Source organism: Jeotgalibacillus sp. JSM ZJ347 (genome assembly GCF_044383825.1).
In the GTDB taxonomy this organism is placed as follows: Bacteria; Bacillota; Bacilli; order Bacillales; family Jeotgalibacillaceae; genus Jeotgalibacillus.
Map to the genome: position 1 here is coordinate 865,797 of NZ_JBISEN010000002.1, position 20,869 is coordinate 886,665.

The following is a 20,869-nucleotide window of genomic DNA, read 5'->3' on the forward strand; positions in this document are numbered from 1 at the left end:
GAGAGTAGCAGGAGGGGAAACGATGAACTTTTTATCTAAAGAACTTTTATATCAGAAATCACCTCAGGAGCTGACTTCTCTTTTATATGAAGCAGCAATTACGAAATTGGAAAAAGCGATTCAGGATACAAAGGAACAAAATTATATAGAAGCAAATCAGTCATATCAGCGTGTAAATGATATCCTTCACCGGCTTGGTGCAGGGTTGAACTATGACAGCGGCATCATTGCAGATCAATTGGATGCAGTGTACAACTTTATGGCTGATGAAATTGTGATGGCGAACCTTAAAAAGGATGTCACGCAGGCTGAAGAAGTACTTGTCATGCTGAAAGACATTAGCCATTCATGGAGGCAGGCCACACTCAGCAGCCAGCCGATGAAACGCCCATCAAAAGCGAATGCTTATGAACAGCATGTCATGGTCGAAGAGAAGACACCTAACACAATGGAAGCGGGGAAATAATCAATGAGAATTAACCATAATATCCAGGCATTAAATGCATACAGAAATCTGAATCAGACAATGAACGCCACTTCAAAAAGCTTAGAAAAACTATCATCAGGACTTCGTATTAACCGTGCAGCAGATGATGCTGCAGGACTGGCAATTTCAGAAAAGATGCGTTCACAGATCCGCGGTCTTGGTATGGCTGAGAGAAACTCACTTGATGCTGTATCACTCATTCAGACAGCTGAAGGAGCACTTTCATCAACACACGATATTCTTCAGCGTATGAGAGAGCTATCCGTACAGGCAGCAAACGACACGCTTGAAGACAGCGACCGTCAGGCGATTCAGGATGAAGTGAATCAGCTGACGCAGGAAATTGACCGGATTTCGGATACGACACAGTTTAACCAGAAGAAGCTTTTGAATGGATCAGAATTTGGCAAGTCATTTGCGAGTGTGAGTTCAGCTGACGTTACATTTGATGGTACTGATACATTCTCAGGTACTGTTGTTGCAGCGCCATCTAAGCCTGCTGAGATTAAGCTTGATATAACAGAAGCACTTTCACAGCTTGCTGGTGACAACACAGGAATTGATGAAAAAACAGTCGTTATTAATGGAAGAACATATGAGTTTGATACAACTGGCGGCGTTACAAATTCAAACCATGTTGTAGTCAGTCTTGGTGCATGGACACCTGCAACTGATGCAGCAAGCGCAGTTTCTAATATGGATAAAGTAACTTCGGCTTTAAGCGCTGCGATTGGGACGGTTGATCCGGACTTAATGACGACAGTTGTACCTGGATCTACGAACGCTGGTGGAACTGCTGTTGAACAAAATGGTGGTCTCATTATCCGTTCAGCTGAAAAAGTATCTCCAGCAGATGTTGAAGCTGAAACGTACTTCAAAAAAGAAATCACATCAAACTTTGGTTCATCTGAGCTTCAATATAAAAATGTTGAAACTGATGCTGTGATGGCAACAGGTACTTTTGTTGCTGATGAAGAAGCATCTAATGCAAATCGGGTGACCATTACATTACGTGAAGTGCCTAAAGCGGGAGATGCCATTACAATTGACGGATTTACATTCAATTTTATTGACTCAACCAGTACACCGGTTCCATATTCACCAACCGGGGCTTCAATGACCATTAATCCTGATGGGAAATCAATTGAGGATATTTTGACAGAGATCGATTCAGTTCTCGAAACGGCAATTAATGATAGTAACCCAAATGTAGCTGCTGTTGATCAGACGAAATCAGTTTCAGGAAACATGCTGACGATCGGGACGATTAAAACAGCAGGTGATACAACGCGTCCTTCAAATGGTATGGAAATCGCTATTAAAGATGCAGATATCAACCCTGCTCAAAATGAAAAGCTGAGTCTCATGTTCCAAATCGGAGGAAATGAATCAGAAACCATGGTTGTTGACATTGAACCAATGGATGCAGCAAAGCTTGGTATCGCAAGAGCAGCTGATGGTACACCAATTACCTCTGCAGGTACAAATGCTGAGCAGGGTGTTAATGTTATGACGGCAGAGGACGCAAGAAAAGCAATTTCCACTTTTGATAACGCCATTAAACTTGTTTCCGCTGAACGAAGCAAGCTTGGGGCATTCCAAAACCGACTTGAGCACACAGTCACAAATCTTCAGTCAGCACACGAAAACCTGACTGCAGCAGAATCGCGTATCCGTGACCTTGATATGGCTAAAGAAATGTCGCAGTTTACAAGAAACAATATTCTTAACCAGGCAGGACAGGCAATGCTTGCACAGGCTAACCAGCTGCCACAGGGCATTCTGCAGCTGCTTCAATAATGTTACAATCAATGGAGGAGCAGGTTACCTGCTTCTCCATTTTTTAGCGAAGTCCGGGTCTGACCCAGACTTCGCTCCAGCGTAGACCAGGGACAGACCTGCCTCTACGTACACCATCAACCTCATGGAGGGATTCAGCATGGACGTTCAACGCATAGGCAAAACCACTGAAACTAATAAAACCCAAAAGAAAGAACAGATTGCAAAAGAATCAGTCTCATTTCAGGACGTAATGTCTAAAAAACGTACGACAACACTGATCGATAAACTGACGGCAATGAGTGCAGAAATAGAAGACCAGGGGAAGAAACTTTCAGACTCCAGAACAGTAGAAGATCTTAGGAAATATAAAGGCCTTGTGAAAAAATTCATGGAGGAAGCCGTAAACAACGGTCTACAGCTTGAAGATCAGCGGGGCTTTAACCGGAGAGGCCGCACCAAGGTTTATAAAATCGTGAAAGAAATTGACTCGAAGCTGATAGACCTGACAAACCAGGTGCTGGATAAAGAGAAAAAAGGACTCGATATTCTGGGTACAATAGGGGAGATTCAGGGTCTGATTATAAATGTGTATTCATAAGTCTTGATAAATGTAGAAAACGTCCGATATATAATGTGATGGTTATTTCTGAAGTCAGGGTCAGACCCTGGCTTCATTACTCACCGACGGGATACTGCAGTCAGGGTCAGACCCTGACTGCGTCACACCTACCTTCACAACAGGAGGAACCACATGACTCAACAATCAATCAAAACCATTCTCCAGCAGCAGATCAAACTGCACAAGAGTCTGCTGGGACTCGCAAAGCGAAAGACTGCCGTAATTAAAGAGAATGACTTAGATCAGTTAAATCAGTTAATTAAAGATGAACAAAAACATATTCAGGGAATTGGTGCACTTGAAACGAAACGCCAGCAGCTGACAGGTGATGAGGATATTCAGCCGGAAAAAGAAGAGCTGCTTCAGGTGATTATAGAGCTGAAAGCAGTGAATGAGCTGAATCAGGATATGCTGACTCAATCTATGCAGTTTGTGTCACTTAATCTAGATCTTTTGATGCCTCAGCCTGATTCAATGAATTATTCGAAAGAAGATAACGAAGACGATCAGCCAGTGAGGTCGATGTTTGACTCACAAGCCTGACTGTTAGGGAGGAACAAAGATGCGTTCTACATTTATGGGACTTGAAACAGCAAAACGCGCGCTTTTTACACAGCAAAGTGCTCTGCATACAACCGGACATAATATCGCAAATGCGAATACACCCGGTTATACGAGACAGCGTGTGAATTTTGGTACAACGACGCCATTCGCACCGGCAGCAATGAACCGCCCGCAGATTCCCGGTCAAATGGGAACAGGTGTTGAAGCAAATTCAATCCAGCGCGTACGTGATTCTTTTCTTGATATTCAATACCGTCAGGAAACGAACAAGCTTGGGTTTTGGGATGCGAAATCAAATGCCATCAGTGAGATGGAAAACATTATTAATGAACCAACTTCAAATGGACTGGGAGCAGTGATGGGTGAATTCTGGCAGTCTCTGCAGGATTTATCTGTATACCCCGAGAATGATGGGGCACGAAACGTTGTGCTTGAACGTGGTCAGTCAGTCGTTGATACGTTCCATTACCTGAATGATTCACTGAATCAGATCAATGATAATATTGGAAACGAAATCAGTGTATCATTGAACAGTGTGAATTCACTGCTCGAACAGATAGCGAGTGTGAACAGCCAGATCAGTGATGTAGAACCGCATGGGAATATTCCAAATGATCTCTATGACAGAAGAGACAGTCTTGTAGATGAACTGTCAGGTTACATTAATATCCGCGTAACGACAACAAAATCAGAGGGTGATCCTGCTGCTGAAGCAGAGGGTCTGTACAATATCAGCATCATTGGAGCGGATGGAAAAGACAATATTCTTGTTTCAAAAGACAGTTTCTATCAGCTCGGTTTCTCTAACGGAAGCGGAAAGCTTTCAACTTCAACACCTGATGCAGTCAGTGAGATCAGTATTTTCTCAAGTGATGGAAAAGAAATCCCTTCAAAAAAAATGGCGATGTCAGATGAAAATGGCACGCCTTTATTCTCCCAGGGTGGACTTAGAGGACTGATTGAATCTTATGGATACAGTTATCAGGATGCGGGTGGGAACACTCAGGTGAAAGGGACTTATCCTGAAATGCTCGATAACCTCGATCGCCTGGCATATACATTCTCCCAGACATTTAATGCTGTACATGAAAAAGGGTATGATCTTGAAGGAAATCCCGGAGCAGCTTTTTTCGGAAGCCTTGCACCTGATCATAAAAATGCATCCAAATTAATCTCAATGGAGAATATCAGTTCCAAACAAATCGCAGCATCAACTACGCTGAGTGAGCCAGGGAAAGTCAATGCTGGAGACGGTAAGAATGCAATCAATTTGTCTAATATTCAAAACTGGCTGATGAATGATACTTCCGTTGAACTTGAAGGCTTTGATGGGAATGAAACCATTGATATCACGCCATTTAATCAGCTTGAAAATGCTTCAATGAATTCATTCTATGAAGGCGTAATCGGTAAACTCGGTGTTCAGGGTCTTCAGGCAAATCGTCTGGCAGGAAACAGCGAAATCCTGCAGCAGTCAGTTGATGAAAAAAGAATGTCAGTGAGCTCGGTTTCTTTAGATGAAGAAATGACAAATATGATTCAGTTCCAGCATGCTTACAATGCAGCTGCCAGAAACATTACAATGGTCGATGAAATGCTTGATAAAATCATTAACGGCATGGGCTTAGTCGGCAGATAAGGAGTGAAATAAATGCGCGTCACACAATCAATGCTTTCAAGTAACATGCTGCGCAACCTGACGCAGAGCTATGAAAAAATGGGGAGACAGCAGGAGCAGATCGCAACGCAGAAGAAGATTTCACGGCCGTCTGATGACCCTGTTGTCGCAATGAAAGGTGTCCTTTACCGCCGTAATCTAACAGAAGTTGAGCAGTATAAACGTAACTTCTCAGAAGCATATAACTGGGTGGAAAACGCTGATTCATCACTTGATAAAGCAAATCAGGCGATGCAGCGGCTGCGTGAACTGCTTGTGCAGACTTCCAATGATACGTATGATGCCGAACAGCGAAAAGCAACACGCGCTGAAGTAGAGCAGTTGAAAGAGCATATTGAGGAAATCGGTAACACGAAGTTCGGTGATAAATATTTATTTAACGGAACTGATACGACAAATAAGCCGCTTGATGTAGCGAATGGTGTCTATCCTGAAAATAATGAGTCTGTTGAGATCGAGCTTTCTAAAGGTGTTCATATTAAAGTAAACGTTGATAGCACTTCAGTATTTTCTCAGGAAATGTTTGATGATATTGATAATATTATCGCGACACTTGAAGATGAAAATACGACAGGTGATGATATCAATAACTTTTTAACGAATATGGATACACATATGACAAACCTGTCTAATGAACGTTCATCTCTCGGTGCAAGGTATAACCGCATTGAACTGATGGATTCACGTGTGAGCGAGCAGGAAGTGATTGCGACGCGCGTTATGTCTGATAATGAAGATATTGATTTTGAAAAGGTGATTACAGATATGAAGGTGCAGGAGAGTGTACATCGTGCGGCTTTATCTGTAGGGTCGCGGATTATTCAGCCTTCACTGATGGATTTTCTTAGATAAGAAAGGGGAATAACCAATGAACATTCCTCAAATACAAATTAATCTGACTCAGGCCAGAATTGGTATAGAATCACCAAAGGGTCAGCAGCGGATTGAACAGCCACAGGCAGTACTTGACTTGAAACAGACTCCATCTGACATGAGTATCACTACAACGAAGGGCTGGCTGACAATTGATCAGTCAGAAGCCTGGGCGTCGATGGATATTAAACCAATTTCCCGCCGCATCCGTGAATGGGCTGCTGAAGGAAATCAAGATGTGCTAAAAGGCATGCAGCGAGTTTCAGCAGAAGGTGATGAACTGATGAAAATTGAAAATGGCGGCGATCCGATCAAGTCCATTGCGAAAAGAAACTATAAAGGTCCGCCACCATCATTTAACATTGGTTATGTTCCACCTCCATTCAGTGTGAAAATCGATTATCGTCCCGGCACAACTGATATCCAGTTCACTGAAGGCGGAGTAGAAAACAATACACGTGCACAAAAAACAAGAATCAGTTACACCCCACAGGAAGTAAAAATTCACATGCAGCAGCTGAACTCAATCAGCTTCAGCGTTGTGAATCAGGAAATCTAAAATAGGAGCTGTTTGTTCCATGAAGATAGAAACAAAGTACCACGGTCAGGTTGAAATCGAAGGAAAAGATATCTGGCATTTTGAAAAAGGTATTCCTGGGTTTGAGGATGAAAAGCAGTTTACTGTTCTTTCGTTTGAAGGCAATAAAGTGTTTTTTGTCCTTCAATCAGTGAGCACGCCGTCGCTAGGTTTTATTATCAGCAATCCGTTTTCCTTTTTTAAAGAATATGAAATTAAGCTTGATGACGCTGTGACTCACGCACTATCACTTGAAAAACCTGAGGATTCACTGGTTTATGTAATCCTGACAGTCAGAGAACCGTTTAACGGCTCAACAGCTAACCTGCAGGCGCCATTGATCTTTAACCTTTCTAACAAAAAAGCAAAACAGGTCATCCTCAACCACTACTCCAGAAAACAGCCAGTTGCAGCGGCTGCCGTGAAGGAGTGATTGTATGTTAGTACTCACAAGAAAAACAGGCGAAGCAATAAGAATCGGCGACGACATCGAAATCACAGTCCTATCCGTACAGGGTGATCAGATCAAGCTTGGAATTGACGCACCAAAGCATGTTGACATACATAGAAAAGAAATCTTCCTCGCGATCCAGGAAGAAAACGAAGCAGCAAACAACACTGTAGACCTCACAAAACTATTCTCAAACGACTAATCCGCACATCGAGGCGGATTTTTTTTGTAAAAAAACTCAAAAACAGTTAAACAATTCGACCCGGTGCCGATATTACTAATGTAAGCAGGAAATACAGGGCGGCCGACCTTTAGGAACTGCTATAAAACTTACCGTTCACAAGGAAGTGAACAGGTACAACTCAGGGAGGAAAAAATCATGATTATTAATCACAATATTGCTGCACTTAATACACACCGTCAGCTTTCTGACGCTTCTGGCGCTCAATCTAAGTCAATGGAAAAGCTTGCTTCTGGTCTTCGTATCAACCGTGCAGGAGATGATGCAGCTGGACTTGCGATTTCTGAGAAAATGCGTGCACAAGTACGAGGTCTTGACCAAGCTTCACGTAATGCACAAGATGGTATTTCTTTAATACAAACTGCTGAAGGTGCATTAAACGAGACTCACTCTATCCTACAAAGAATGCGTGAATTAGCAGTACAAGGTTCTAATGGAACTAATGAATCTGAAGATTTAGATGCAATTCAAGCTGAATTAGATGAACTTATCACTGAAGTTGATCGTATTGGTGATGCTACTGAATTTAATGGTAAGAAGTTACTAGATGGTAGTTTAGGAAATACTCCAACTCTTGGCGCTAATTTAACTGTTGCAAATGGTATTAATGATGTCAAAATTAGTGGTACAGGTGCTGGCACATATACTTTAACTGTCGCTGATAATGGTGGAGACACTGACATTACAATTCAGGATGCAAATGGCGTATCTCAAACAATTACAGCTATCGCAGATCCTGCAGCTGGACAAAGTAGCAATGTCAAATTTGATGCATTTGGAATTACTCTCGAAGTAAATAGCGGATTAAATGGAGGGGTAGCAAATACTACTGGTCAATCCATTACTGTTGCTGCTGATGGAGTAGACCTTCAAATTGGTGCAAACAATGCTGCTGAACAAAGACTTAATATTTCAATTGACAGCATGAAATCAGGTGTTTTAGGTACAGGTGGTGTAACTTCTGGAGTAAACACGGCTTGGACTCTAGCAGACGTAAAAGTTGATACTGGTGCTAATGCACGTGACTCAATTGACGTAATTGAGAAAGCAATTAATACTGTATCATCAGAACGTTCGAAGTTGGGTGCTAATCAAAACCGCTTAGAGCATACTATCAATAACCTTGGCACATCTTCTGAAAACCTAACTGCTGCGGAATCTCGTATCCGTGATGTAGACATGGCTAAAGAAATGATGAACCAAACTAAGAACTCTATCCTTTCACAGGCAGCTCAGGCGATGCTTGCACAAGCTAACCAGCAGCCACAGGGAGTACTTCAGTTACTTCGTTAATTTACACTTTTTAAGACTCTGGTATTTTACCGGAGTCTTTTCTTATGCAATTTCTAATAAACCGTTAACTAATCCTGATTCTATCCGATATAAAAATTAAAACTACAGGAGCTGAAAATCTATGAACAGGGTTGGAGAGGCAGCGGGGAGTTCATCTATTCAGGAAAGTAAGTTTAGTTCTTTAAATGTACAGCGGGGGTCACATGAGCCGGAGGCGAGTTCGATTCAGCAGAAGGTTTATCGTGAAGAGCCTTTAAGTCAGGCGGAGGTTTTAAAGGCTGTTCAGGGGTTGAATGATTTTTTGAAGCCAACGAACTCTCATTTAAAGTTTGAGTTTCATGAGGACCTTGGTGAGTACTATGTGACGGTTGTGGATGAGGTAACGAAGGAAGTGATCAAAGAGATTCCTTCTAAAAAGCTGCTGGACTCTTACGCAGCGATGACTGAATTTATCGGATTGATGGTGGATCGAAAAGTGTAAGGAGTGAGGTAAATGCGTATTGGTGGATTAGCAAGTGGAATGGATATAGATTCGATTGTTAAGAATTTAATGCAGGCTGAGCGTATGCCATTACAGAAGCTGCAGCAGGATAAGCAGCGTCTTGAGTGGCAGCGTGATGATTATAGAACGATTAATACGATGATGATGGATTTTAGAAGTACGCTGACGCAGATGAAGCTGTCGACTTCTTTTAGAGCGAGGGCTGTGACGTCTTCTGATGAGGCAAGAGTGACGGCCACGGCTTCTTCAGCAGCGATGCAGGGATCTTATTCAATCGATTCAGTGAAATCTCTCGCAAAAGCGGAATCTTGGGTTTCAACTGCTACAAGTAAGATTGACCCGACAAAAGCGATGGGTGAACAATCGATTACTGGTTTAACCTGGGCTGAAGGTGCTGTTGGTAAAAAAACGCTTAATGGTAATGGTACCGCAACGTATCAGCTTGATCTGAATGGTGCAACAATTGAAACTGCTTTAACCGAGAAAATGAAGGTTAAAGTTGATGGTAAAGTGTTTAATATTATTGATAGTGGTGCAAGTTTTGAAGCAGGTAAAAACCAGGTGAAGATTTCTGACTCAGGTGAACTGACTTTTGGCAGTGCAGTCAGTGCCAACTCTAAAATCACGGTTGACTATGTGGCGGATAAGCATATCAAAGATTTAAAGATAGCTGATGGGACGAAGACACTGAACCTTGGTACAAAAATGATTGCACAAGACGCAGAGTTTAAGCTTGAGGCTGGAGCGAATACTTATACGTTAGTGGATCCTGACCCTTCTGCTACTGATGATCGCACAAAGATGGCTTTAAAGGATCAAAATGATCAGGTTGTTGGAGAGGTGAATCTGAATACAGGTGTTGTGACGTTAAATGACAATGTATCAGGCGAAACCAATGTGAAGGCAACCTTTAGACAGCAATACTCACATATGTCGCTGACAACTCATTCAAGCAAAGGTGAAATTACTGAAAGCTTTTTATTCACTCCAGACCAGACATTAAATTCAGTATTTGAACAGGTCAATAAGAGCTCACTTGGTCTATCTATGTTTATGGATACTCAGACGAATCAGGTGTCAATGATGAGAACTGAGACGGGCAGATATAATACTGATGCAGCAGAAGCTGACGTTTCATTTAAAGATATGTCATTTGTAACAGATGTTCTTGGATTCAGCTTTACTTCAATGGATGATCCAAATGATTCACTCAAAGTAAATGCTCAAAACGCTGAGTTTACAGTAAACGGCCTGACAACAAACCGTACGACAAACACATTTAATATGAATGGCGTTACATTTACATTAAACCAGACATTTGAACCCGGCAACCCGGTGACCATGAATATTAATAATGACAATGATCAGGTATTTGACAACATTAAAGAATTCGTTGAAAAATATAATACGCTGATCGCAGCGATAAATGAAAAGGCGACTGAAGAACGTTACCGTGATTTCAATCCGCTTTCTGATGAAGAGCGTGAAGCACTAACGGATAAACAGCAGGAGCAGTTTGAAGAAAAAGCAAGAAGTGGTTTACTAAGACGTGACCCTATTTTAACAGGTGCGCTATCATCAATGAGAATGGACTTCTACTCACCGGTTTCTAACGACCAGACAAATTCTGCTTTTAGCCAGCTTGCAGCAATCGGGATCACGACAACTTCAAACTTCCGTGAAGGCGGAAAGCTTGAGATTAATGAAGCTAAACTGAAGGAAGCTTTGAGTAATGATCCTGAAGCAGTTGAGAACTTGTTTAGAAGTGGATCAGATGCAACTGACAAAAGTGCTAAAGGAATTCTTCACCGTTTAACTGATTCGGTGAATGTAGCGATGGATCAATTCCGTCAAAAAGCAGGTAACCAATTCTCAACAAATCAGCAATTCTCAATCGGGCGGAATCTGAATGATGTTGATGACAGAATTAAGCGTTTTGAAGATCGGGTGATTCAGGTAGAAGACCGTTATTGGAGACAATTCACAGCCATGGAAAAAGCAATTCAGCAGGCGAACAATCAATCAGCCTATCTGATGCAACAATTTAGTTCAGGATTTTAAACATAGAGGAGTGGCAGCATGGTAAGAAATCCACAGCAGGCATACGCAAATAATTCGGTGAACACAGCTTCACCGGGTGAACTGACGTTAATGCTTTATAATGGTTGTCTGAAGTTTATTAAACAGGGACAAATGGCGATCGAGCAGAAAAACATAGAACAGAAAAATATCAATATCCAAAAAGCACAGGCGATTTTACGCGAGCTTTCTGTGACGCTAAAAACAGAGCAGGAAGTGGCGAAAAATATGTTGGCGCTGTATGACTTTTTAATCAGCCGTCTGATGGAAGCGAACGTGAAGGGCAGCACGGAGATTTTAGATGAAGTGGCAGGTTTTGTCACGGAATTCCGCGATGTCTGGAAGCAGGTCATCCAGGAAAATCGCAAGCTGCAGCAGGTTGGAGCAGGCGGAACGGTTTAATGAGTCTTGAGGTTTGTTATGAGCTGACAAAAGCACTTTATACCGTTGTTCAGTCTGATGAGGATCGCGACACAAAGATTGAACAAGTTGAAAAGCTTTTAGAGAAAAGGGAAAGTATACTGAAAGATGTAAAGGTTCCCGAGACGCCTGATGAGCAGAAGCTTGCGAATGATATTGTCACTTGGAATCAGAAAATAGATACAGCGATGCAGGACCTGCGTTTAGAGATTCAGAAGGATATCAAAAAGATAGGTCACAAGAAAAAATCTGCAGCAAAGTATAATAATCCATATGCAGAGTCAGAAACAACAGACGGTGTATTTTACGATAAGAGAAATTAAATGAGTCTGAGGATGATCCCTCAGACTTTTTCTGTCAGGAGAGGTTTTTATGGATGAGAGATTCAGAGAAGTTGTGGTTAGAACGAAAGAATTAGGTAAAACGGTTGTTGAAGCACTAGATCACACACAGCGTCTGATCAACGAAGGTCAGTTTGAACAGTCCGTCTACATGTTTGAAGAAGCAATGAAAGGTTACGCGCAGATTGAATTAGCGATCAAGCCGTCTGCGCCGGCAGAGCTGATTGTTCATTTTGATCAGATCGTGAAAGTAGCCAACCAGGTTGTTGCGGCATTTTCGGATCAGGCTTTTGAAAAAGTAAAAGAAATCATGCAGCTGTCAATGATTCCTGCATTTAAAAGGCTGGATGCAGGAATTTCAGAGGTGTATCAGGAGTACTTAACGCATTAAGGAGGAAAATGTATGGATATCGCAGCACTATCAATTGGTTTGAGTCACGGTAAAGTAAAGCAGGAAGCATCGCTTGCAATCATGAATAAAACAATGAATCACGCGGAGCAGAACGCCGCATCACTGCTGCAAATGATGAACAGTTCGCAGGTGAAGGCCGTACAGCATGTAGCACAGCCTCACTTAGGTGGTAACGTTGATGTGAGCAGGTAAGTGCAAAGGACATCTCTTATGGGAGGTGTCTTTTTTTGGATAATGAAGTCAGTGGTGACGGGTTTTGTAGACCTGGGTCTATCATGTCTCTACTTTATTCACAACTATAATACCAAAAAACTCTTCACAAATAAGTCGAAATACCTGATAATGAAACTATATATATACAACGTTTGATGGAGGTTAGGGTGTTGAGGATTAGAGGGAAATTAATTGTTTCGTATTTAATCATTGCTGCGCTTTTACTGGTGCTTGGTTTTGTGAGCTTTAATTCTTTGAATGTGGTGAATGAAAACGGTAAAGCGATGTATGAGGAACGACTAGTGCCGCTTTCAGTGGTAACGGACTTGACAAGGGTTTCTCAGGATACACGTGTCAAGATGTCGAGTGCGGTGTTGCTTGAGAGTCCGCGTATGACATTTGATGCACAAAGTAACTTGGAGCAGGTGGATATTCTTGTTGATATGTTATGGGCAACGAATCCCGGCGCGCAAATGTCTGAATATTTAACGAGTTTTGAAGAGAACTGGTCAGTGTACCGTGAGTCGGTTGAACGGAATATTTCGGTGATCCAGGCTGGCGATTTTGATGAAGCTGCACAGGGGCTTGGTGCTTCAGGTTCTATTTTTGAAATGGCAGAGGCTGACCTGGTCGATTTGAAAAACCGCAGCGTAGAAGTAGCGGATGAGTTAAATGATGAGAATGCTGAAATTTTCAATGCAAACGAACTAATTATTTTAGTACTTAGCGCAGTGGCGTTAATTACCGCAATTGTAATTGGTGTATTTATGGGCCGGACAATCGGACGCCCGCTGAAGCATGTGTCCAAAAGGATGGAGCGTATATCTAAAGGGGATCTGACACGCGAACCGCTTATTTCAAAACGTAAAGATGAAATCGGAACGCTTGTGGCAGCAACTAACAAAATGCAGGAAGACCTGAAAGCTGTAGTAAGCAAAATTGCATTAGCAACTGACAATGTATCTGCACAAAGTGAAGAATTGACACAGTCCGCAAATGAAGTACGCGAAGGCAGCGAGCAGATTGCTGTTACCATGCAGGAGATTGCTTCCGGAACTGAAGCGCAGGCGACGAATGCAGGCTCTCTTTCTGAAACGATGGAAGAGTTCTCAGTGAAAATTCAGGATACGAACCAGCAGAGTGAGGAAGTGACCAGCCGTTCACGTGCTGTGATGCAGAGTGCGGAAGAAGGCTCGCAGATGATGGAATCTTCCATTCAGCAGATGATGGTCATTGATCAGGTGATGACTGAAGCGGTTGGAAAAGTGCGTGGTCTTGATCATCAGACAAATGAAATCTCGAAACTTGTCGGTGTGATCCGTGACATTGCTGAGCAGACCAACCTTTTAGCGTTAAATGCTGCAATCGAGGCAGCGCGGGCAGGAGAGCAGGGGAAGGGGTTCGCGGTTGTTGCGGATGAAGTCCGTAAGCTTGCAGAACAGGTGGCGAACTCAGTGAATGACATCACCGGCTTTGTAAATGGGATCCAGACAGAGTCAAGAAGCGTCGTCGGATCACTTGAGCAGGGCTATGAAGAAGTAAACGAAGGAACGAGACAAATTGCTGTGACGGGTGAGCGATTCAATGAAATTAATGGATCCATCAAAGACATGATTGAAATGGTTGGTCAAATCGCAGATAATCTGCAGGATATCTCTCAGGGCAGCCAGTCGATGAACGCATCCATCCAGGAAATCGCGTCCATCTCAGAGGAATCAGCAGCCGGTGTTGAAGAAGCTGCTGCTTCAAGCGAGCAGTCACTCAGCACGATGGAGACGATTTCTGCGAGCGCAGATGATCTTGCGGGGCTGGCTGAAGAACTGGCTGGTGAGGTTAGGAAGTTTAAGTTGAATGCATGATGAGGAATCCGGAGCCTGGGTGGGCTTCTGTTTTTTGTTAAGGTGGAGCTCAGTGGTAGAGTCTTCATTTACCGGCAAAATGGAACTGCCGATCAGACAGGACGTAATGATGAAATTCTACTTTGAAATCAACGGACAGCAGTTTGAACTGCCCGGTCAGTGCCGGAGGAAAACTGAGCTGAAAGAAAAGCTATATCAATACGGCGTTGAATTCATGGTAAAAGAAAAAGAACGCGACCAGATCATCTCAGACCTGCACGACATGCAGATTCATCTGAAAGATCATCCGTATAACCCGCTTTATCCTTACTTTAAAGATGCAGATACCGAATACTTTCACCCCCGGGCGTAATGCTCCGGGGGTTTTTAGTGAGAGCAGACCTTGCACAAACACGCTTCTCAAAAAACGATTAAATCATAAATCAGATTTGGTTTATTCAATCGTTTGCAGAACATTTTCCAAATGCCTCCTATTCCGCATATCGAAATAGTCTGTTAAAGTAAATGAAAAATGCTAAGGGGGTGGGTGTTTTGGTCCAGCGTTTGAAAAAGTATAATACGCTCCGCAATCAGATTTCGATCGTGTTTCTGATTGTGATGGTAATTGTGCTCGGGTTTGTGGCGGTTTCAACTTATCATTTTGGGGGCCAGATTTTGCGGGATAATGCGGAGCGTCAGTTAAAGCAGACGGCTGTACAGGCTTCCGGGAAAACGGATACGCTGTATGATCAGATTGACCTGCTGACAACACAGGTGGCAACGAATCAGTCAGTTCAGCAGCTGTTGACCCGTTTATATGACGGTGAGGAGGCTACGTTTCAGCAGCGGCAATCGCTTTTGACAATCGGGAATACATTTCAGGCGTATTCTGACGGGATTCAGTCTTTTGAAATGTATAGCGCTGGGAATGAGCGGCTGTTTCCGCTAGATGATACATATTTGTATGACCGGGTTGCGCCTTATTGGGTGGTGCGCGCTGATTATGAACAGGGGCGTCAGATTTGGGTGGGGCAGGATCCCCAGTATCCGAATTCATTGCTTGCGATCAGGCGGATCAGTCTGATTGAGCGGAGCTTTGCAAGCGGCGGATATCTTGTGATCAGGATTGATCCGAATTATTTCAGGTTTTCTGATGGAGAGCGGACGGAGGACCGTGATGCGAAGGTGCTGGCGGATTCAAACGACAATATCATCACGACGAATTCTGATTTTGCTGAAGTACTGCTCGATCAGGAAGGTGAGCAGCGGATTACGTTGAACGGTGAGGAGCATATTCTTGTTCAGGAAACGTCACCCGTCACTGGATGGACGACCTATATTGCCACACCAATGACGGCACTCGCTTCAGGTGCGAGTGTCCTCGGGCTGATTATTCTGCTGTCAGCTGTGCTTGGCATGATTATTTTTGGAGCAGCATCATACGGTTTCTCAACCGTGATCACCAAGCCGATATTTAAACTGACTGAAACGATGAAAAAAGCGCGCGAAGGTCAGCTGCAGAAAAATAAAATCAGGTCTTCAAGCATTGAGATTAATGAGTTAAACCAGACCTATAATCAGATGGTTGAACAGACGAACCACTTAATCCAGGTCGTTTATGAAAAAGAATTGATTCAAAACCGGGCAGAATTGAAAGCGCTTCAGGCGCAGATTAATCCACATTTTCTTTTTAATACGCTGAATGCACTGTACTGGCTCTTAGAAGAAAAAGACGAGAGTGAGCTGGCTGAGCATGTCGTGACGATGTCTGAATTGTTCAGGTATACGATTGCAAACGGTAAGCGGAAGAATGAGTGGGTCACCCTTCAGGATGAGCTTGAGCATGCAGAGCGGTATATGTCTGTCATGAAAATGAGATTTGGAGAACGATTGAAATGGAAGGTTATTTTACCGGATCAGACGAAATCGATTCAGATTCCAAAGCTGATGATCCAGCCGCTCGTTGAAAATGCGATTATGCATGGGATTGAAGGTAAGGTGAAGCCTGGTGAAATCAAGATTGAAGTGGCTGAGACAGAAACGGATCGCGTGATGGTCATGGTCAGCGATGACGGACCGGGTATGTCAGGCGAATTACTGAGTCAAGTGACAGAAGCGATGAAGGCTGAAGGTATTTCCTCTAAAAAAGGAAACGGTGTCGCTCTTGCCAACGTGCATCACAGGCTGCTGCTACATTTTGCCGGACATGAAACAGGAGGATTAAAGATTGATAGTGTTGAAGGTAAAGGAACCATGGTGTATTTCGAATTACCTTATTACGAATCAAAGGGTGAACGTTTTGGATAAAGAGAGAACGATTTTAATTGTGGATGATGAGGAAACAACGCTGAGGGGACTGACGAAATCACTTGAAGTGTGGGCGGATGGCAGATTCAGAATCCGCTCGGCTGGTTCAGCAAGGGAAGCACTTCAGACAGCACAGGCTGAAAAAGTCCATGTACTGGTCACTGATATTTGTATGCCTGAAATGACTGGGCTTGAGCTCATAGAAGAAATTCAGCAGACCGGTCAGCAGCCGGTGTCATTGATTTTATCGGGTCATTCAGAGTTTGAATTTGCCCAGACTGCAATCCGGCTTGGTGTACTCAATTATCTGGTCAAGCCTGTGCAAAAGAAAAAGCTGATTCAGTCTGTAGAAGAGGCGCTTGAAAAAGAGTTTACCCAGGAGCGGGCAGGCATTATGCAAAAAGCAGCTGACCATTCACTGGCTGATCTTGAACAGAATCAAAAGCAGATGACTTCACCCGTTCAGGCTGGTAAAGATTATATTGACCTGCATATTAGCAGACAATTGACACTGAAGGAAGTAGCGGAGCATGTACACTTAAATCCCAGTTATTTCAGCGTCATTTTTAAAGAACAGACGGGACTTACATTCAGTGATTATGTCACGAGAAAGAGAATTCAAAAAGCGAAGCAGCTGCTTTTAACTACAACGATACCGGTTGCTGATGTAGCAGAAACGGCTGGTTATCAGACAGCAAAATATTTTAATAAGATTTTTAAGGAGTATGAAGGACTGACGCCGGGACAGTTCAGACGTCATCATAGATAGCAGAAAATTCAATCTAATCAAAGTGGAATTTTCCCCAATCAGTGTGACCTACCGGCAAGATTTTTATGGTGCTACACTTAAGTCAGCTTCAAACAAACAAAAGGGGGCACACATTACATGAAAAAGAAAGCGTTATCATTTTCTGCAGCTGCTATGACAGCAGCACTGATTATGGCTGGTTGTTCATCGGGGGAAGAAGCAAGCGGTACAGCAGGGGAGAGCGAGAAGGTTGTAAAATTCATGCACCTTTGGCCATCGGGAAGCTCTAAGCAGCACAATATGATTGCTTCAGATATTATCGCTGAATATGAAGAAGCAAATCCTGGTGTCACGATTGAAACTGAGGTCCTTGAAAACGAACAGTATAAAAATAAAATCAAAGTCCTTTCATCCTCAAATGATCTGCCGGATGTAGGGGTAACATGGGCAGCAGGCTACCTGCAGCCGTTTGTGGAAGGTGAATTGTTTGCGCCGCTTGATGACGTACTTGGTGACGGACTGCAAGATCAATTCGTCGCAGGTACAACTGAAGCGTATGCGATTGATAATCAGACATACGGACTGCCACTTGAATTGAATATCGCACCCGTTTATTACAACAAGGCGATTTTTGAAGAGCACGGCATTGAAGTACCGGAAACGTATGACGAATTTAAAGAAGTCGTTGAAAAGCTTGAATCAGCAGGAGTTGCACCAATCGCACTCGGTAATAAGGACCGTTGGACAGGTTCACTCTGGTACATGTACTTAGCAGACCGCTTTGGAGGTCCGGAAGTATTAACTCAGGCGATCAACCGCGAAGGATCATTTGAAGACCCTGCACTCGAGCAGGCAGCAGAAGAAATTCAGTGGCTTGTCGATGCAAATGCATTTAACAAAGGCTTCAACGGTCTGTCAAATGACGAAGGTAAATCTGAATTTATGAATGGAAATGCCGGCATGTATCTGATGGGGACATGGGAGCTGCCAAACTATACAACGAATGAAGACGTACCACAGGAATTCCGCGACAGCATCGGGTTCTTCAAGTTCCCCGAAGTTGACGGCGGGGCAGGCGATATTGACAGCTGGGTTGGCGGACCTGGTGTAGGATTATTCGTTTCTGAAAACTCTGAGGTGCAGGATGAAGCAAAAGAATTCGTTAAGTTCTTCGTTGAAAAATGGGGTGAGCGTTCTGTAACGGATGCGGGTGTGATTCCTGCAACAGTCGTTGATACAGAATCTGTTGACCTGCCTGAGATGTACATTGATGTACTCGACGAACTCGGAAACTCAAGCAACCTGACACTGTTTGCTGATGTGCAGATGAGTGCAGGCGTTGCAGAAACGCACCTGAATCTGATCCAATCACTGTACGGTAAAGAAGTAACTCCTGCAGACTTTGTCAAACAGCACGAAGAAGCGCTCGCCGCCGAGTAAGCTTCCTGCTGACTATAAGAAGAGACATATCACCAGTTTGGGTATGTCTTTTCTTTTACGCAAAAAACGGGATTTTAATGATAATTTGGTCTTATTTTGAGTGGGAACTTATATATCGCTCGACACCATGAAAGGAATGATTCATATGGATCAGGCTTTATCAAGTAAGAAAATGATTGCGCTTTATCTGGCGCCTGGGCTGCTTTTACTCCTTGCGCTGGTCTACATTCCGATTTTTCAGACCGGCTATTTCGGCTTAATGGACTGGAACGGGATCGGGGAGATGACCTTTATTGGGCTTGAAAATTACACATTACTGATCAGGGATGCTGCGTTTTGGGATAGTGCCTGGCACTCGCTGCTGCTGGCTGTTTTTTCAGCACTGAGCCTGATCGGCTACCTGCTGATCTCACTTGTACTTGCAGGCAAAATTAAAGGAGCGAATTTTCTCAGAAAAATCTATCTTGTCCCCATGCTGCTCGCTTCAGTTGCGATCGCGCAGCTCTGGATGAAAATTTATCACCCGACAAACGGAATTCTAAACACACTTCTCATCTCAATTGGTATCGAAAATCCGCCGGCGTGGCTTGCTGAACCGTCACTCGCTTTGTTTGCGATTTTTATCCCGATTATCTGGCAGTACGCTGGCTTTTATATTCTGATCTATTATGCAGCACTGAAAAATATTCCGGATTCACTTGTTGAGTCAGCAAAAATCGACGGAGCTAGCGCCTGGGATATTGCCTGGAAAATCAAGGTTCCGCTGATTATGAACGTTATCAAAGTAACGATTGTTCTCGCAGTGGTTGGTTCACTGAAATACTTTGATCTCATTTATGTGATGACAAATGGCGGGCCAAACGGTGCGAGTGAAGTAATGGCATCGTATATGTACGGTCAGGCATTCAGCCGTTTTGACTTCGGCTATGCAAGTGCCATCGGATTTTTCCTGCTTGTCATCTGTCTGGTGATTACGTGGCTGATCAGAAAAGTGACAGTATCAGATGAAGATATTCAATATTAAGGAGGCTGCTTTATGCGAAATGAAGCATTGACTGAAAAACAATCCGCATTAGCACGCCAAAAAGCTGCGGAAAGAAGTAAAGGAAAAGTCAGACATACCATCAGCATGACGCTTCTGTATATTGTGCTTGCCATTGTCGGCGTGTTCCAGATATTCCCGCTCGTATGGCTCGTATTGTTTTCACTGAAAAATAATCAGGAAGTATTTGAACTCTCACCATTCGCACTACCTGCAACGCCAAGATGGGAGAACTATATCAGAGTCTGGACAGAAGGCAACATCAGTCAGTACTTTTTCAACAGCGTACTGTATACAGGTTCAGCCGTGCTACTGACTATTCTTTTTGCAAGTATGGCGACATTTGCACTGACGAGAATGAAGTGGAAAAAGAGCAGCCTGTTTCTCGGACTGTTCATGGTTGGATTAATGATTCCAGTTCACTCAACATTAATTCCGCTGTTTAACACATTTTCTAATCTGGACCTGATCAATCATCCACTATCAATCATCCTGACGTACACGGCATTTAACCTGCCGATCACGATTATGATTCTCTACGGATTTTATCAGGTGCTGCCGCGTGAGGTGGAAGAGGCAGCTGTGATGGACGGGGCTTCTGTTCACAGAATCTTTTTCCAGATCACACTGCCGATGACAGCTCCCGTAATTGCAACAGCGGCGATTATCAACATGATTTACAACTGGAATGAATTTGTATTTATTAACACATTCATCAGTGCGGATCAGTTCAAAACGCTGACTGTAGGTATTCAGAACTTTATTGGTCAGTATTCAACAGACTGGGGTGCGATTGGTGCAACGCTTGTAATCAGTATCCTGCCGATTTTAATCGCTTTTATTTTCCTGAGCGACCGGATTGTTGAAGGGATTTCGGCTGGTTCGGTTAAGGGATAGAGTCGGGGCGGTAGCTTAGGGCGGAAAGGTACAACCTGGCGTGGGAAAAGGTACAACCTGGCCCG

23 protein-coding genes are annotated in these 20,869 nt (G+C 43.3%); all 23 read left to right on the forward strand.

Translation table 11 applies throughout. From position 1 onward, the window contains the following. Nucleotides 1–22 precede the first annotated feature (22 nt). The gene (fliS, locus tag ACH6CZ_RS09830) at nt 23–466 is read left to right on the forward strand and encodes a flagellar export chaperone FliS (RefSeq protein WP_374097255.1); all 444 of its coding nucleotides are present in this window, start codon (nt 23–25) and stop codon (nt 464–466) included. A 3-nt stretch (nt 467–469) separates the two neighbouring features. Beyond that, nucleotides 470–2,287: a flagellin N-terminal helical domain-containing protein gene (locus tag ACH6CZ_RS09835; protein ID WP_374097256.1), complete on the forward strand. Its 1,818-nt coding sequence runs from the start codon at nt 470–472 to the stop codon at nt 2,285–2,287. Nucleotides 2,288–2,426: 139 nt separating this feature from the next. After that, nucleotides 2,427–2,867, forward strand: coding sequence for a YaaR family protein (locus ACH6CZ_RS09840; protein ID WP_374097257.1), 441 nt, complete (start codon nt 2,427–2,429; stop codon nt 2,865–2,867). Between the two features lie 153 nt (nt 2,868–3,020). Beyond that, nucleotides 3,021–3,431 (forward strand): flagellar protein FlgN, encoded by a 411-nt coding sequence (locus ACH6CZ_RS09845; protein ID WP_374097258.1) that lies wholly within the window; start codon nt 3,021–3,023, stop codon nt 3,429–3,431. Nucleotides 3,432–3,450: 19 nt separating this feature from the next. Then, nucleotides 3,451–5,091 (forward strand): flagellar hook-associated protein FlgK, encoded by a 1,641-nt coding sequence (gene flgK, locus ACH6CZ_RS09850; protein WP_374097259.1) that lies wholly within the window; start codon nt 3,451–3,453, stop codon nt 5,089–5,091. Between the two features lie 12 nt (nt 5,092–5,103). Next, entirely contained in the window at nt 5,104–5,982 is an 879-nt protein-coding gene (gene flgL / locus ACH6CZ_RS09855; RefSeq protein ID WP_374097260.1) for a flagellar hook-associated protein FlgL, read from the forward strand. Between the two features lie 16 nt (nt 5,983–5,998). Further along, nucleotides 5,999–6,562 carry a DUF6470 family protein gene (locus ACH6CZ_RS09860; protein WP_374097261.1) on the forward strand — a complete coding sequence of 188 codons (564 nt, stop codon included), beginning with the start codon at nt 5,999–6,001 and terminating at the stop codon, nt 6,560–6,562. Nucleotides 6,563–6,581: 19 nt separating this feature from the next. Next, nucleotides 6,582–7,013: a flagellar assembly protein FliW gene (gene fliW / locus ACH6CZ_RS09865; RefSeq protein ID WP_374097262.1), complete on the forward strand. Its 432-nt coding sequence runs from the start codon at nt 6,582–6,584 to the stop codon at nt 7,011–7,013. Nucleotides 7,014–7,017: 4 nt separating this feature from the next. After that, nucleotides 7,018–7,233 (forward strand): carbon storage regulator CsrA, encoded by a 216-nt coding sequence (csrA, locus tag ACH6CZ_RS09870; RefSeq protein WP_374097263.1) that lies wholly within the window; start codon nt 7,018–7,020, stop codon nt 7,231–7,233. A 177-nt stretch (nt 7,234–7,410) separates the two neighbouring features. Beyond that, entirely contained in the window at nt 7,411–8,565 is a 1,155-nt protein-coding gene (locus ACH6CZ_RS09875; RefSeq protein ID WP_374097264.1) for a flagellin N-terminal helical domain-containing protein, read from the forward strand. A gap of 121 nt (nt 8,566–8,686) precedes the next feature. Further along, entirely contained in the window at nt 8,687–9,046 is a 360-nt protein-coding gene (flaG, locus tag ACH6CZ_RS09880) for a flagellar protein FlaG (protein ID WP_374097265.1), read from the forward strand. 12 nt (nt 9,047–9,058) lie between these two features. Continuing rightward, entirely contained in the window at nt 9,059–11,128 is a 2,070-nt protein-coding gene (gene fliD / locus ACH6CZ_RS09885) for a flagellar filament capping protein FliD (protein ID WP_374097266.1), read from the forward strand. Between the two features lie 18 nt (nt 11,129–11,146). After that, nucleotides 11,147–11,548, forward strand: a complete 402-nt coding sequence (gene fliS / locus ACH6CZ_RS09890) for a flagellar export chaperone FliS (RefSeq protein WP_374097267.1) — start codon at nt 11,147–11,149, stop codon at nt 11,546–11,548. Further along, nucleotides 11,548–11,889 (forward strand): flagellar protein FliT, encoded by a 342-nt coding sequence (fliT, locus tag ACH6CZ_RS09895; protein ID WP_374097268.1) that lies wholly within the window; start codon nt 11,548–11,550, stop codon nt 11,887–11,889. Before fliS (ACH6CZ_RS09890) ends, fliT begins: the two co-directional genes overlap by 1 nt. Nucleotides 11,890–11,938: 49 nt before the next feature. Next, nucleotides 11,939–12,298 (forward strand): DUF8042 domain-containing protein, encoded by a 360-nt coding sequence (locus ACH6CZ_RS09900; RefSeq protein WP_374097269.1) that lies wholly within the window; start codon nt 11,939–11,941, stop codon nt 12,296–12,298. Between the two features lie 12 nt (nt 12,299–12,310). Further along, a complete protein-coding gene (locus ACH6CZ_RS09905) occupies nt 12,311–12,511 on the forward strand; it encodes a YjfB family protein (RefSeq protein WP_374097270.1) in 201 nt (66 codons plus the stop codon). Nucleotides 12,512–12,699: 188 nt separating this feature from the next. Further along, on the forward strand, nt 12,700–14,391 hold the full coding sequence (locus tag ACH6CZ_RS09910) for a methyl-accepting chemotaxis protein (RefSeq protein WP_374097271.1): 1,692 nt from the start codon (nt 12,700–12,702) through the stop codon (nt 14,389–14,391). Nucleotides 14,392–14,443: 52 nt separating this feature from the next. Then, the gene (locus ACH6CZ_RS09915) at nt 14,444–14,743 is read left to right on the forward strand and encodes a hypothetical protein (RefSeq protein WP_374097272.1); all 300 of its coding nucleotides are present in this window, start codon (nt 14,444–14,446) and stop codon (nt 14,741–14,743) included. Nucleotides 14,744–14,922: 179 nt separating this feature from the next. Next, nucleotides 14,923–16,677 carry a sensor histidine kinase gene (locus tag ACH6CZ_RS09920; RefSeq protein WP_374097273.1) on the forward strand — a complete coding sequence of 585 codons (1,755 nt, stop codon included), beginning with the start codon at nt 14,923–14,925 and terminating at the stop codon, nt 16,675–16,677. Then, nucleotides 16,670–17,446, forward strand: coding sequence for a response regulator transcription factor (locus ACH6CZ_RS09925; protein ID WP_374097274.1), 777 nt, complete (start codon nt 16,670–16,672; stop codon nt 17,444–17,446). The genes ACH6CZ_RS09920 and ACH6CZ_RS09925 overlap by 8 nt, the downstream gene beginning before the upstream one ends. Before the next feature lie 117 nt (nt 17,447–17,563). Next, on the forward strand, nt 17,564–18,865 hold the full coding sequence (locus ACH6CZ_RS09930) for an extracellular solute-binding protein (protein WP_374097275.1): 1,302 nt from the start codon (nt 17,564–17,566) through the stop codon (nt 18,863–18,865). A gap of 145 nt (nt 18,866–19,010) precedes the next feature. Further along, nucleotides 19,011–19,889, forward strand: coding sequence for a carbohydrate ABC transporter permease (locus tag ACH6CZ_RS09935; protein ID WP_374097276.1), 879 nt, complete (start codon nt 19,011–19,013; stop codon nt 19,887–19,889). A 105-nt stretch (nt 19,890–19,994) separates the two neighbouring features. Continuing rightward, nucleotides 19,995–20,804, forward strand: a complete 810-nt coding sequence (locus tag ACH6CZ_RS09940) for a carbohydrate ABC transporter permease (protein WP_374097455.1) — start codon at nt 19,995–19,997, stop codon at nt 20,802–20,804. Nucleotides 20,805–20,869: the final 65 nt, after the last annotated feature.

What these genes read in the sequence shown, in the direction of transcription:
- flaG (WP_374097265.1), top strand. Translation starts at nt 8,687, where the DNA reads ATGAACAGGGTTGGAGAGGCAGCGGGGAGTTCATCTATTCAGGAAAGT.
- fliD (WP_374097266.1), top strand. Translation starts at nt 9,059, where the DNA reads ATGCGTATTGGTGGATTAGCAAGTGGAATGGATATAGATTCGATTGTT.
- fliS (WP_374097255.1), top strand. Translation starts at nt 23, where the DNA reads ATGAACTTTTTATCTAAAGAACTTTTATATCAGAAATCACCTCAGGAG.
- ACH6CZ_RS09905 (WP_374097270.1), top strand. Translation starts at nt 12,311, where the DNA reads ATGGATATCGCAGCACTATCAATTGGTTTGAGTCACGGTAAAGTAAAG.
- ACH6CZ_RS09930 (WP_374097275.1), top strand. Translation starts at nt 17,564, where the DNA reads ATGAAAAAGAAAGCGTTATCATTTTCTGCAGCTGCTATGACAGCAGCA.
- ACH6CZ_RS09940 (WP_374097455.1), top strand. Translation starts at nt 19,995, where the DNA reads ATGACGCTTCTGTATATTGTGCTTGCCATTGTCGGCGTGTTCCAGATA.
- ACH6CZ_RS09875 (WP_374097264.1), top strand. Translation starts at nt 7,411, where the DNA reads ATGATTATTAATCACAATATTGCTGCACTTAATACACACCGTCAGCTT.
- flgK (WP_374097259.1), top strand. Translation starts at nt 3,451, where the DNA reads ATGCGTTCTACATTTATGGGACTTGAAACAGCAAAACGCGCGCTTTTT.
- csrA (WP_374097263.1), top strand. Translation starts at nt 7,018, where the DNA reads ATGTTAGTACTCACAAGAAAAACAGGCGAAGCAATAAGAATCGGCGAC.
- ACH6CZ_RS09845 (WP_374097258.1), top strand. Translation starts at nt 3,021, where the DNA reads ATGACTCAACAATCAATCAAAACCATTCTCCAGCAGCAGATCAAACTG.
- fliT (WP_374097268.1), top strand. Translation starts at nt 11,548, where the DNA reads ATGAGTCTTGAGGTTTGTTATGAGCTGACAAAAGCACTTTATACCGTT.
- ACH6CZ_RS09860 (WP_374097261.1), top strand. Translation starts at nt 5,999, where the DNA reads ATGAACATTCCTCAAATACAAATTAATCTGACTCAGGCCAGAATTGGT.
- fliS (WP_374097267.1), top strand. Translation starts at nt 11,147, where the DNA reads ATGGTAAGAAATCCACAGCAGGCATACGCAAATAATTCGGTGAACACA.
- ACH6CZ_RS09935 (WP_374097276.1), top strand. Translation starts at nt 19,011, where the DNA reads ATGGATCAGGCTTTATCAAGTAAGAAAATGATTGCGCTTTATCTGGCG.
- flgL (WP_374097260.1), top strand. Translation starts at nt 5,104, where the DNA reads ATGCGCGTCACACAATCAATGCTTTCAAGTAACATGCTGCGCAACCTG.
- ACH6CZ_RS09900 (WP_374097269.1), top strand. Translation starts at nt 11,939, where the DNA reads ATGGATGAGAGATTCAGAGAAGTTGTGGTTAGAACGAAAGAATTAGGT.
- ACH6CZ_RS09840 (WP_374097257.1), top strand. Translation starts at nt 2,427, where the DNA reads ATGGACGTTCAACGCATAGGCAAAACCACTGAAACTAATAAAACCCAA.
- ACH6CZ_RS09835 (WP_374097256.1), top strand. Translation starts at nt 470, where the DNA reads ATGAGAATTAACCATAATATCCAGGCATTAAATGCATACAGAAATCTG.
- fliW (WP_374097262.1), top strand. Translation starts at nt 6,582, where the DNA reads ATGAAGATAGAAACAAAGTACCACGGTCAGGTTGAAATCGAAGGAAAA.